The 12,856-nt window shown below is 59.2% G+C and carries 12 protein-coding genes; 7 read left to right on the top strand and 5 right to left on the bottom strand.

Translation table 11 applies throughout. The features are described 5' to 3' along the window. The 5 genes from FHT76_RS11730 to FHT76_RS11710 all read right to left on the bottom strand — a co-directional run bounded on the left by FHT76_RS11730 (nt 1) and on the right by FHT76_RS11710 (nt 4,090). A complete protein-coding gene (locus FHT76_RS11730) occupies nt 1-618 on the bottom strand; it encodes a PRC-barrel domain-containing protein (RefSeq protein ID WP_183860007.1) in 618 nt (205 codons plus the stop codon). Nucleotides 619-870: 252 nt separating this feature from the next. Next, nucleotides 871-1,758 carry an SMP-30/gluconolactonase/LRE family protein gene (locus FHT76_RS11725; RefSeq protein WP_183860005.1) on the bottom strand — a complete coding sequence of 296 codons (888 nt, stop codon included), beginning with the start codon at nt 1,756-1,758 and terminating at the stop codon, nt 871-873. Nucleotides 1,759-1,763: 5 nt separating this feature from the next. Next, the gene (locus tag FHT76_RS11720) at nt 1,764-2,396 is read right to left on the bottom strand and encodes a 2-dehydro-3-deoxy-6-phosphogalactonate aldolase (RefSeq protein ID WP_183752391.1); all 633 of its coding nucleotides are present in this window, start codon (nt 2,394-2,396) and stop codon (nt 1,764-1,766) included. Between the two features lie 15 nt (nt 2,397-2,411). After that, a complete protein-coding gene (locus FHT76_RS11715; RefSeq protein ID WP_259185599.1) occupies nt 2,412-3,329 on the bottom strand; it encodes a 2-dehydro-3-deoxygalactonokinase in 918 nt (305 codons plus the stop codon). Beyond that, nucleotides 3,329-4,090, bottom strand: coding sequence for an SDR family NAD(P)-dependent oxidoreductase (locus tag FHT76_RS11710; protein ID WP_210296617.1), 762 nt, complete (start codon nt 4,088-4,090; stop codon nt 3,329-3,331). The genes FHT76_RS11715 and FHT76_RS11710 overlap by 1 nt, the downstream gene beginning before the upstream one ends. Nucleotides 4,091-4,202: 112 nt before the next feature. Between FHT76_RS11710 and FHT76_RS11705 the strand changes: the two genes are divergently transcribed. From FHT76_RS11705 to FHT76_RS11675, 7 genes are all read left to right on the top strand, one after another. Next, nucleotides 4,203-4,997 carry an IclR family transcriptional regulator gene (locus FHT76_RS11705; protein WP_183859999.1) on the top strand — a complete coding sequence of 265 codons (795 nt, stop codon included), beginning with the start codon at nt 4,203-4,205 and terminating at the stop codon, nt 4,995-4,997. A 198-nt stretch (nt 4,998-5,195) separates the two neighbouring features. Beyond that, nucleotides 5,196-5,927, top strand: a complete 732-nt coding sequence (locus FHT76_RS11700) for an autoinducer binding domain-containing protein (protein WP_183859997.1) — start codon at nt 5,196-5,198, stop codon at nt 5,925-5,927. A gap of 506 nt (nt 5,928-6,433) precedes the next feature. Beyond that, nucleotides 6,434-7,588, top strand: coding sequence for an iron-sulfur cluster carrier protein ApbC (gene apbC, locus FHT76_RS11695; RefSeq protein WP_183859995.1), 1,155 nt, complete (start codon nt 6,434-6,436; stop codon nt 7,586-7,588). A 397-nt stretch (nt 7,589-7,985) separates the two neighbouring features. Beyond that, nucleotides 7,986-8,960, top strand: a complete 975-nt coding sequence (locus FHT76_RS11690) for a magnesium transporter CorA family protein (protein ID WP_183860744.1) — start codon at nt 7,986-7,988, stop codon at nt 8,958-8,960. 18 nt (nt 8,961-8,978) lie between these two features. Further along, nucleotides 8,979-10,877, top strand: coding sequence for a potassium transporter Kup (locus tag FHT76_RS11685; protein ID WP_259185597.1), 1,899 nt, complete (start codon nt 8,979-8,981; stop codon nt 10,875-10,877). Nucleotides 10,878-11,038: 161 nt separating this feature from the next. Next, entirely contained in the window at nt 11,039-12,217 is a 1,179-nt protein-coding gene (locus FHT76_RS11680) for a cell wall hydrolase (RefSeq protein WP_183859993.1), read from the top strand. A gap of 281 nt (nt 12,218-12,498) precedes the next feature. After that, nucleotides 12,499-12,843, top strand: coding sequence for an AtpZ/AtpI family protein (locus FHT76_RS11675; protein ID WP_183752378.1), 345 nt, complete (start codon nt 12,499-12,501; stop codon nt 12,841-12,843). The last annotated feature ends 13 nt before the right edge of the window (nt 12,844-12,856 follow it).

The following is a 12,856-nucleotide window of genomic DNA, read 5'->3' as shown; positions in this document are numbered from 1 at the left end:
TTACTTGTTCGTTGTCGAACCCGTCGCCGTGGTGTCTGTTGAGCCCGGTGCCGGAGCCTTCTCGGCGGCGAGCATCTGCAGCGTTTTGAATTCCGGAGCCGCCTTCAGCGTTTCCGCGGTTTCGGAGGTTGTCAGCTTGACGCTGCCGTCCTGCGTGTTTTGAGCAACGGTGATCTTATCCATCGGAACGGCGACATTCTTCTCGCCGATGCCGAGGAAGCCGCCGACGCCAACAATTGCGGCAACTAGACCGCCGTCTTTCTTCATGATGAGGTCGTTGACGTTACCGATGCTTTCGTTTTGGCCGTTATAGACCGACTGGCCGATATAGGTGTTGGCGCTAATCTGGTCTGCAGCCTGCTCGGTCAGGTACCCGCCGCCCGCTTGCGCAGTGTCGGTCGTGGCGGCCGGTGCTGGCGCCTGAGCCGCGTCACCTGCCGGGGCCGGAGCTGTGACATCCGGGACCTTCGGCGGAGCAGTCGGATCGCTCGGCGCTGCCTGCGTTGTCGGGGCGCTCGGATCAGCCGGCTGGGTCGAGCTCTGCGAGAATGCCGCCGGTGCGAAAGCCGTGGCAAACAAGGCACCAGCGGCAACGGTTGTGAGGAGTTTGCGTGTCATTTCGAACCTACCTTTTCAGTTCAAATAGTGATCTCTAGCCCGTGTCCCGCCAGCTTGCGCAGGCGGTAGCCACCGGCCGGCTCCCTTTTGAAATGAATGGCATTTCTATTGGTTCCCGAAAAAAATCGCGCAAAAATTGCTAATTTTGCGGAACTTTTAGCGAAAATGCTACAGGCATCTCAGCTATCAAATGAATCGAAAACAAAAAGGGCGCCCGCGGAGGACGCCCTGGTGACTTCGACGTGTGTCGCGTCAGATCGCGTAAACGGGATCAAAAATCCCCTTCACCGTGACCTCTAGCTCGAGCAGCGAACCGGCCTGCGGTTGCATGGACCGCGCGTCGTCATCCAGTCCCTCCCATGCCGTGGTGACGGCAAGCCGATCGCCATTCTTCCCGATGAAAGCGGGACAGGAGGGCTGGGCGGCGGGTACCTTGTAGCGGGAGATGCGCAGTCCATCCGGGCTGTATCGATCAACGGCGCCCGCACCCCACCGCGCATTCCAGATGTATCCGTCGGCGTCGACGACCGAACCGTCGAGTCCACCCGGCTCATCCATAGTATCCACCAGCACAATCGGCTCCCCGGTCGGCAGACCCGTCTGCGGATCAACCATCACCCTCATCAGGCGGCTGAGGCGTGTGTCGGTGAAGTAGCCAATCGTGCCGTCCGGCGAAAAGCAGATTGAATTCGGAATGCTGATGCCGTCGAAGATCCTGGTCACGCGACCACCGGCCACGTGATAGATGGCGCCCGCGCGATTTTCCGCGCGCTTGCTCATCGTGCCGATCCACAATGCACCGGAAGAATGTGTACGGCCGTCGTTCGAGCGGTTATCCAGATTGTCGTTTTCGAGGGCCGCATAAAAGGTGAGATTGCCGCTCTTGGTATCACGAATGAAAAGACCCTGTTCGGTGGCAAGCAACTGCCGCCCAGCATCTATGCGAGCGAGCACGCTCGCCATCATCGGCAGTGCGTGCACTTTCTTCTCCTCGGTGGAGAGGTTCAGTTCGTGCAACTCCTTGCCGATGATATTGAACCACCAGACCGTGTTCGTGTCCGGATCGTAGGTGGGGCCTTCTCCAAGCACGGAGTTGGTGCTGCAAAGGGTCTTGCCTGCGAACTCGTGAATTTCCGTCATACGCCTTAAGCTCCTACCGCTGCGTCATAGGCGTAAATGGTCGCCTTCGCACGCTCGGCAACCTCCGCTGCGGTCATTCCCGGCTTGTAGAGGCTGGTGCCGAGGCCGAACGCATGAATGCCAGCCTTGGTGTACTCGGAGAAATTCTTGTCTGAAACGCCGCCAACGGCAGCGATCACCAGCTCCGGCGGCAGAATTGCGCGGATCGCGGTGATGCCGGCAGGGCCGAGCACGCTGGCGGGGAAGAATTTCAAGCCAGTCGCGCCTGCACGGGCTGCCGCCAGCGCTTCCGTCGGCGTGAAGACACCCGGCATGGTGACCATCCCATAGTTGCGCGCAAGAATGATCACTTCGGGCTCGACGTTTGGGGTGACAAGCAGCTTGCCACCGGCGGAATGGAGGCTGTCGACCGCCTCCGTGGTCAGCACGGTGCCGGCGCCGATCAGGCAATCGGCCGGCGCCATCTTCGCTGCGATTTCGATCGACTTGAAGGGTTCCGGCGAGTTCAGCGGGATCTCGATGGCGGTCAACCCGTTTTCGATCAGCGCGCCGACCACGCTTTCGGTTTCTTCGGGTTTGATGCCGCGCAGAATGGCGATCAGTGGACGCTTCATCGTGGGGAAGGGGATGCGGTTCATTGCTTCGGTGCTTTCTTAATTCGGCCAAATGGCTTTGGCGGCGGCAGCAAGGCCGCCACGGACTGCCGTATCAGCGTCAATGGTCTTATAGGACAGAGATAGTGCCTTGAAGGCCGCTTCATAAAGGCCTTGCAGCCGGCCCGCGGCAACGAGCGTGATGCTGACGCCGGCTCCCGCATTTGTCATGGCGCCGGCGATTTCCAGCCCGATGAGCGTTCCGGAGATCTTGGCCTGTGCTGCGGCAGCGCTCAAACTATGCAGCAGCTGGCCGGAGCGCGCCGTAAAGAAGAAGTTGGTCGCCATTGCCGGCTGCTCATAGGCAGCCTTGATCGCACTTTCGAAGGCGACCTCGTCTGCCGGCGACTGATCGGCCCCGGCGACGGCGTGCGACAGGATCGTGTGCTTGGAGATCGCGTCGAAAAGCTCACCGGTCATGAAGCTGGAGAAGCCGGTAACCCGCCCATCCCTTACGTGGACCCACTTTGAATGCGTGCCCGGCATGCACACTGCCTGTGATCCGGTGCTTGCCGGACCAAGCGTGCCGAGAAGCTGCGTTTCCTCTCCGCGCATGACGTCGGGCCTTGCCTGATCTCTCTGGGCAAGGCCTGGAAGGATACGGACATCGCGGCGTTGGCCGGGCACAACGACTGCGCCCGTCAGAATTGAGGACAATGATGCCGGAACGTCGATATAGCCCGCCTCGACCCATCCCTGCTTTGCACCTGCCATGCCGCAGATGATGACCGGAAGATTTTCCGGCGCACTCACCTTGGCCAGATGCGAGGCGAGAACCTCGGCGAAGCCGGTTTTTGCAGCCGTCGTCATACCCTCATTGCTGCGGCTTTCGCCCAGGATGCTGCCATCCTTGGCGATCAGCCAGAGCCGAAAACTGCTTGTTCCCCAATCTACCGCGACATAAGCGGGATCCGTCATCAGAAAATGCCTCCATCGACAATAAGAGATTGTGCGCTGATTGCTGCCGCGCAGCTTGACGCCAGAAACAGGCACGGTCCGATGATCGCGTCGGCGTGCAGAACTTTCTTGATGCACTGGCGATGCACCGTCCGCGCAATGCCTTCCTCGGTGAGCCAGAGTTTCATCTGACGATCCGTCACGATCATGCCCGGCAGGATGCAATTGACGCGGATGTTGTCAGGCCCAAGCTTGCCGGCCAGGCTCTTTGTCAGCCCGATCACGCCGGCTTTCGCCGTCGAATAGGCGGGAAATTCCGGCATGTTGAGCAGAAAAGCAATCGACGACATGTTGATGACCGCACCGCCGCCTGCTTCGCGCATCGAGGGCGCAACAGCCTGGGTCGTGAAGAAGACATGGCGCAGGTTGGTCGCCTGGTTGTCGTCCCAGTATTCCTCGGTCACGGCCTCGAAATCGTGCCGGTCGTCGCGCGCGGCATTGTTGACGAGAACGCTGATTGGGCCGGAGTGAGCGACGACCTCATCGACCGTCCTGCGGATCTCTGCAACGTCACGCAAATCCGCCTTGTGGAAGCGAACCGGGTGAAGGGTGTCGCGCGACAGCCGTTCGACGAGGTCATGGCTTTCCGCCTCGGCGACGTCAATGAACGAAACCTTGGCCCCTTGCCGGGCGAACCCCTCGACAATCGCTGCCCCGATGCCGGACCCGCCTCCGGTAATCAGCACGCTTCGATCCCTGAATTCAGGAAACTGCGCAAGCATAGCCGTCACTACGTCCTCCCGACGCTATTCTGTTCTATTATTTGGAACTCTATTTGACTATGTGGAATTATCCGACTAGCGTGGCCTCTCTGTCAAGGTATTTGGGGCGACGATGAGTGCGGCAAAAGAGAATGAGCTCGGGCGGCGCGACACCGGCACCCTCGGCAAGCTGATGGTCCTTCTCGACGTGGTGACCCATGCCGACGGTCCCATGCGGTTCACGGACATATTGGCGCTTTCAGATCAGCCGCGCGGCACGCTTCATCGTCAGCTAAGCCATCTCGTCGAAGAAGGTCTTCTTGAGATCGATGCCGACGGCCGCTACTCATCTGGCTTGCGGCTTTTGGATCTCGCCTCTCGCAGCTGGGCGCGCAACGAGTTTCGCCTCATAGCCGAGCCTCACCTCAGGGCCCTCCAGGATCTGACGGGCGAAACGGTTCATCTTGGTGTGCTTCGCGGCAGCTCGATCATCTACCTCGACAAGTTCGAAGGCCAGCAGCCTGTCAGAATGTACTCGCAGATTGGCAACACCTCGCCGGTTTACTGTACAGGTGTCGGCAAGGCAGCCCTGTCGATATTGCCGAGAGAGCGGGTTGCGGCACTGGTGGCCGACCTTGCCTTCCACCAGTTCACCGCAAATACGCATACGGCGGACACTCTCCTTGCCGAGATCGAGGAAATACGCAAGCAAGGTCATGCCTTCGACCGTGAGGAGCACGAAGTCGGCATTCGCTGTGTCGCCGCCCCTATCTGGTCCGAAAACCTTTCGCTTGTCGGTGGTGTATCGGTAACCGGGCCGGCTTATCGGCTTACGATGGAAAGGCTTTCGGAATGGGCGGCCCCGATCCGGAAGACGGCAGAACAGATCAGAGAAGCCATGCGCATTGGACTTGGTCCACGCCGCTAAACCTTACTCAATGTCGCCCAATACAAGGTTGAAGCTTAAAATATTGTGATTTTCTGACGAATCATCACAATTTACGCTCGTCAATCCCCCGTCTTGGGGTGTATGTGCTGGGTTAATCGTTAACCGGCGATGCAAACTTAGCTGCGACGACGAGACGACATCCATCAGACATTCCATCTATTCGAGTTGAATAAATAAATGAATCCATCGCAGCCAGGATCTTCCGTGGACGTCCACGTTAGCGAGATCGCCGGACTGAAAACGCAGTTCGATATTTTCCGCTTCATGAAGAAAGTGACGGAAGCCTATCGAGCGCGGGCCTTCATGGTCTTCAACATTCCCTCGGTGACAGCCGTCAATCTGCAGAACAGTACAGTCATCTCGAGTTGGCCAGTGGAATTGCTGGCGGCTTACGACCATGAGGGGCTGGTGGCCAATAGTCCGGTCATGAAGCGGCTGCGGACCTCGACCACGCCGTTCTTCAACGACGTGTCGCAGGTAAAGCTGGAAAGGCCCGATGGCAAGGCAGGGATCGTCAAGGCCCTCTTTGAACGTTTCCGCATGATGCGTTGTGCCTATTTCCCGGCGCATGAGCCCTCTGGCAGCCGGGGTGCTGTATCGTTTTCGGGTGACCGTGAGGCATTCAGCGCGGAGGAAATGCGCGAACTCCACTATATTTCCATCCACGTCTTCGACCGATTGGCGGAAATTCGCAGCCACGACAACAGGGTCACGGAAACCCTGACTGACAGAGAGATTGACTGCCTGAACTGGACTGCCGCCGGCAAGACCAGTGTCGAGATTGCGGAAATCCTCACGCTGTCCGAGCACACGGTGAACCACTATCTCAACCGTGCGACCAAGAAGCTCGATACTGTGAACCGTACGCAGGCCGTCGCCAAGGCATTGCGGATCGGACTCATAAAGTAGGGTGGGCAAATTCTGGGCTCGCGCGCCTAAAACTTCACCAATGCGCACGACTTTGTCCCCGGTGCACATCGGCTTTCGCGGATGTTTGCCATCTGGCACGTTTTCTGCTTCTTTGTTTGCAGCGGTCCAGAGGGGACCTGGTCACGACGCCGGATAAACGGCGCGACCCGCACACCGTCGGCCGACGCTACTATGTCTGATCTCGGGCTAAGGCGTCGGCGGCGGTTGTTGCTTTTGGGACACGCCGCCGCCCGCAAACCCTAAACCTTCAGCGCCCGATGCACGTTTTATACTGGCCTTTTGCCGTGCTTGCTCTAGGTGGCAAGGCTTGCCTCGGTATCCCGGAAGGCTGTTGTAACCATCAGGGCGAAAGCCCGGCGGACTTGATGGACGCATCGGCCTTCCGGTTGAACTCGCTCCTCATTTGCTGCGTCGACCGCCGATTTTGTTTGGCGAAGACGCGGCGCTCCTCTATCTAGAATGCCAACATAGGCAGTGAGGATGGAATGACCGGCGTCACCAAGGAACAAGTTCTCGAAACGCTGAAGACGGTCCGCGGACCCGATCTCGAACACGATATCGTCGAGCTCGGCATGGTCTCTGATGTCTTCATTTCCGACGGCAAGGTCTATTTCTCCATTACGGTCCCTGCGGAGAACGCCAAGGAGCTGGAGCCTCTTCGTCTCGCCGCCGAACGGGTCATCAAGGAAATGCCGGGTGTCAAGGGAGCCTTGGTTGCGCTGACGGCGGACAAGAAGGCTGGTGCGGGTTCGGCGCCGGTCTCGCGCCCGCAGCCGCAGGCTGGACATGAGCATCACGGCCATGCCCACGCGCCGCAACAGCAGCCCCGCGCCGGCAAGCTCGGCGTTCCCGGTATTGGCTCGATCATCGCCGTTGCCTCCGGCAAGGGCGGTGTGGGAAAATCCACGACCGCCGTCAACCTTGCGCTCGGCCTCCAGGCCAATGGCTTGCGGGTCGGCATTCTCGACGCCGATATTTACGGCCCGTCGATGCCGCGCCTGCTCAAGATCTCCGGCCGCCCCACCCAGATCGATGGCCGCATCATCAACCCCATGGAAAATTACGGGCTGAAGGTGATGTCAATGGGCTTCCTCGTCGACGAGGAGACGGCAATGATCTGGCGTGGCCCCATGGTGCAATCGGCGCTGATGCAGATGCTGCGTGAGGTTGCCTGGGGCGAACTAGATGTCCTTGTCGTCGATATGCCGCCGGGCACAGGCGATGCGCAGCTGACGATGGCGCAGCAGGTACCGCTCGCGGGCGCCGTCATCGTTTCGACACCTCAGGATCTCGCGCTCGTCGATGCCCGCAAGGGATTGAACATGTTCAAGAAGGTCGAGGTTCCCGTGCTCGGCATCGTCGAGAACATGAGCTATTTCATCGCCCCCGACACGGGCACGCGTTACGATATCTTTGGTCATGGCGGCGCTCGCAAGGAAGCTGAACGCATCGGCGTGCCTTTCCTCGGCGAAGTGCCGTTGACGATGAACATTCGCGAGACCTCCGACGCCGGAACGCCGCTGGTTGCAACGGAGCCCAACGGCATCGTCGCCGGCATCTATCGCGAGATCGCCGCCAAGGTCTGGCAGCAGCTCGACGTGCAGCCGCAGAAGGCCGCGCCGGCCATCGTTTTCGAGTGAATGCTTCGCCGCCGCTAGACTCCCAATTGCGGAGGAAATGTGGTCAAACGGCGCGGTGAACGTAAGATGTCTTGATTCTTTCGCAGCTTTCCGTCATATGGCGCGCCGTCGCCATGAGGGCGGCGTGTTGCGAATGCTCGATGATGGCCGGTGGGACTGGCCGCCTGCATACTCGGAGTTATCTTGGTCGAAGGATTGGTGACTGCGATGCGGTTGAGCACGTTGCATATCTCGGCGGTCGCCGGATGTGCCGGGAGTCATATGAACTTTCTTCAATCGCTTTCGTTACAATCTGGAACTTGCATCCCACGCGCTCTCGCGGGCAGCGCGCCGTGGAAGGGCGTTCGATGAAGACAGCGATGTGCGCAACACGCCCGGATTACCGGAGGTCCAACCGGTGATCGCGGCCTACTGTTCCGATTGCAAGCCGGTTGAAATTCGCGATTTGTCGCAAGGTTCCTTGCGCGACGACGTCATGTGGATCGACCTGGTCGAGCCATCGCGTGACGAGGAGATGTTCGTCGAAAGGGTGCTGGGCATCGAAGTCCCGACACGCGATGATCTCAAGGATATCGAACCGTCGGCCCGCCTCTACGTCGAAAACGATGCCGTGTTCATGACGGCGTCTCTCGTCTGGAAGGTAGAAACGGACGCGCCGACCCTGACCGACGTTGCCTTCATCCTGGTTGGCAAACGGATGGTCACGATCCGCTACGCACAGCCGAAGTCCTTTTCACTATTCATCGCCGCGCTTCATCGCGTACCGCAACAGTGGCGGAGCGGTGCGGCACTGCTGGCTAAGCTCTTTGAAACCGTCATCGATCGCACCGCGGAAATCCTGGAGCTTTCGGTTGCCCGTATCGACATTCTGTCGACGCATGTGTTTGGCGACCGTGCGAGGAAGGTTCGCAAGCCGTCGAACTATCTCGAAGAGAAGCTTAGGGACATTGCCGGCCATCATCGCCTCGTCAGCAAGATCCGCGATAGTCTCGCGTCGCTGTCGCGGCTGATGACGTTTTTCTATAATGTCCCCGCGGTCCAGCAGGATCGTGACACCAAGGAACTCTGCCGGACGGTCTCTCGCGATATTCAGTCGCTCAACGAGCATGCGTCCTTCATCGCTGGCAATATTACCTTCCTGCTCGACGCCTCGCTTGGCCTGATCAACATCGAGCAGAACTCGATCATCAAGATTTTTTCGATCGCGTCCGTGGTGTTCTTGCCGCCGACCCTGGTCGCCTCCATCTACGGTATGAATTTCGAATTCATGCCGGAACTGCACTTCGCCCACGGATATCCGTATTCGATTGGGCTGATGGTGTTATCCGCCATCATTCCCTTCTTCTTTTTTCGATGGAAAGGCTGGCTCTGAAGAGCCTGTTTTCATTTCATGCACGAAGGCAGCCATTCACACGAACGTAAAATGAAGCCGCGCAAGCTGTTCTACCTTGCGCTCGGCTCCGTTGGCGTCGTCTATGGCGATATCGGTACCAGCCCGCTCTACGCATTCCGCGAAGCGTTGAAGCCCGTCGCGATCGACGGCCTCACTCGCTTCGAGGTCATCAGCCTCATCTCGCTGATGATCTGGGCCCTGACCATTATCGTCACCATCAAGTACGTGCTCTTCCTGTTGCGCGCCGACAACGAAGGCGAGGGCGGTACGCTTTCCCTGCTTGCGTTGTTGATGAAGACCGCAAACGGGCATACCGCGATGCTGATGCTGCTCGGCCTTGTTGGGGCGGCGCTGTTCCTTGGCGATGCGATGATCACGCCGGCGCTCTCGGTATTGTCGGCCGTCGAAGGTCTGAAGCTCGTGGCGCCAAGTCTGACCAGTTACATCGTGCCGATTTCCGTTTTCATCCTGGCGTTGCTGTTTGCAGTCCAGTCGCGGGGGACCGGTGCCATGGCCCGTTTCTTCGGACCTATCACCGCGCTCTGGTTCATCGTGATGGCCGCCGCGGGCATTTCGCATATCTCCGATGACTTCGGCATCCTCGCCGCCTTCAATCCTTACTATGCAGTCAGCTTTCTGCTGCACGAAGGATTCTATGGTGTCGTCGTGCTCGGCGCGGTGTTCCTGACCGTGACGGGTGCGGAAGCGCTTTATGCTGACCTTGGCCACTTTGGCCGTCGGCCGATCCAGTGGGCCTGGTTTGCGTTGGTCTTCCCTGCGTTGACGCTGAACTATCTGGGGCAGGGCGCTCTCGTTCTCGGCAATCCCGCAGCGATGTCGGATCCCTTCTACTTGATGTACCCGCAGTGGGCGTTGCTGCCGGTCGTCATCCTGGCGACTGCCGCCACAATCATCGCCAGCCAGGCCGTCATCACGGGTGCTTTCTCGCTCGTCCGCCAGGGCATCAACCTCGGCTTCCTGCCGCGGATGGAGGTTCTCTTTACCTCCGAGACGAATACGGGGCAGATTTTTGTCCCGTCTGTAAATGCGGTGCTTTTCTTTGGCGTCATCTTCCTCGTCATCAGCTTCAAGACATCGGATGCGCTGGCAATCGCCTACGGCATCTCGGTGACAGGCGCGATGGTCGTCACCTCGATCATGGCCTTCGAGTTTGTCCGCGTCCGCTGGAATTGGTCGATCCTGGTTGCAACTGCGGCGCTTGCGCCGCTGCTTTGTCTGGAAATGATCTTCCTGGGCGCCAACCTGCTGAAGATTCACGATGGTGGCTATATTCCGGTGCTGATTGCGGCCGTGGTTACGATCATCATGTGGACGTGGCGCCGCGGCTCGGCGCTTCTCCTCGAGAAGACTCGCCATACCGACATCCCGCTCGCGTCTTTCGTCAGTTCAATCGAGCGCAAGAGCGACCATTCCCCGGCGCAGGTGCCCGGCACCGCGATCTTCTTGACCAGCGATCCGGAATCGGCACCCGCGGCGCTGCTGCACAATCTGAAGCACAATCACGTTCTGCACGACAAGAACGTCATCCTGACCATTCGCACGATCAACAAGCCGCGCGTGTCGAGCGCCGATCGCTACAAGGTCGAGCAGATCTCAGAGCGCTTCTCGCGCGTCGAGTTGCTGTTCGGCTTCATGGAATCGCAGAATGTCTCTCAGGCGCTTGCGACGCTGCGGAAGACCGGGCTGAAGTTCGACATCATGTCGACGTCTTTCTATCTCGGTCGCCGCAAGCTGGTTCCCGATGCCAAGTCCGGTATGCCCTACTGGCAGGACCGCCTCTACATCGCGCTTGCCAATGCCGCGGCAAATCCGTCGGACTACTTCCGGCTGCCCGCAAACCGCGTCGTGGAGCTCGGCTCGCACGTCATTATTTAAGCGAGCAAAATCATTTCAATAGGAGCCCGGCATCGACCGGGCTTTTATTTTGCCTGTTGCTAATGCTTTCGCCGTCGCGCGGCATCCGCATTAACCAAGCATCAAGGTTAATGAGACATTTTCAACGGCATGTTCATGCGTCTCATGCCGGAGTCTTCGCGTTGCGTCGAAATAGCCGTTCCCGTGGCAAGCTGCGCCTCTTGCTTCAAAATTGGAGTTCCCCCGCGCTCTTCGGCGTCTGCGGATGGCTGATGTCGCCGACTGTGGCGTCTCATGCGGACCTCGCTGCCTTGCTTGCCGGCCTCGATCAGGGTCGGGAGAACTGGCGGATGGTGCTCACCAATTCGCCGGCCGGCTCGATCCATCAGGCGGAGCTGACCTTTGCCGATCCTGTTGTGACCGGCACGATCGCGGCCGGGGCAGGCATGGTTCTGCCCGACGGCCGCAAGGTCGCCTTCATGGCGAAGGAGAAGGGGCATGGGGCCTCGCCGGACGAAGACCGCGTCAATCGCCCACTCAAGAAGGGCCGCGTCGTCGCTGTTGAAAAGGTGCAGCCGCCCAAGGATTTTTCCGCCGGCTCTATTCTCCAGAGAACACGCCTGCTCTTTCAGCCGAGCTTGGACCTGAAGGATCGGTCGGCTTTCGTGAAGCCTAAGATCAAGGGTAAGGAAATCCAGATCGCCACGAATTTCTACAAGAAGGAGCCGCCGAGACCGGATCGCGGCGTCTCACCGATGCTGGCCGGTCTCGTGACCAACTCCAAGGCCGATGTCCTGGCGACGGCATATGCGCCGGCCGCTCCGGACTACGCTCGCCAGTCGCCGTTCGATTCGATTTTGACCGACAAGGCCGACGATGGCCGCTTCGTGCCGCAGATCGGTCCGCGCGATCACGCTTGGGCGGCAAGCATTCTGCCGCCTTCAGTATTCTCGGCAGCCGAGCAGCAGTGCTTGGCGTCCGGTATTTACTTCGAAGCGCGTGGCGAAACGGTGAAGGGACAAGCGGCTGTCGCCCAGGTCATTCTCAATCGCGTTCGCAATCCCGCCTACCCGAAGACCATCTGCGGCGTCGTCTACCAGAACGAGGATTGGCGCAATCGCTGCCAATTCTCCTTTGCCTGCGACAATATCAAGGATCGTGTGAACTCGCAGTATCATTGGAGAATCGCCCGCGAAGTCGCCATGGCTGTTACCGCCGGCAAGATCTGGTTCCCGCAGGTAGGCTCGGCAACGCATTATCATGCTGTCTACGTCCGCCCGAAATGGGCAAAGACGATGGAAAAGGTCGGCCGCATCGGCCTGCACGTCTTCTACCGCACCTACGGCGGCGGCTGGAGCTGAGGAAAAGCCGATCTCAGCGCGATTTCGCGTCTCATCGCTGCACGCGAAAGCGGATTCTTTCGGTCGATTTTGGCTAACCTCGCCAGGATCGGCCTAAGCGTATGTTTTCTCTTGTCTATTTTATGGCTGGACATCGACTGCCTACGCCTTGACTATGCTTTTTGCTAAAACTATGTTGCGCGCGACTTCAGAACGGGCCGAAAGGTTCTCAAACCTTGGGGTCGTTGTCCGGAAAACCGGGGTAGCGGGATCGCGGACAGCGGCTGGCGGAGGAGAGCACCATGACGGACGACCGCGAGGAAGGTCTAGAAAAGCGCCGGGCGCAATTGGGGGCGGAGCTCGCAACCAAGCGTGTTGAAGCGGGGAAGGAAGAGGCTATCGAAGCCAGCGCCGAGGCGAGCCGCAAAGGCTATGCCCAGGCGATGAAGCTTTCGAGCGAATTCATCTCCGCTATCGTTGTCGGTGCCGTTCTTGGCTATGTCCTCGACCGTTTTGTCGGCACGGCGCCTTGGGGATTGATTGTTCTTCTTCTTCTCGGATTTTGTGCCGGTGTATTGAACGTTCTGCGGGCTGCGGGGAAGGTTGCAAAGCCAGATCCGACCGGCCGCGAGAATGGTGGAAAATAGGGCAGGGCGCTCC

Source organism: Rhizobium sp. BK176, from assembly GCF_024808055.1.
The sequence above is the reverse complement of the archived record's forward strand: the minus strand, read 5'-3'. Positions and strand labels throughout refer to the sequence as shown.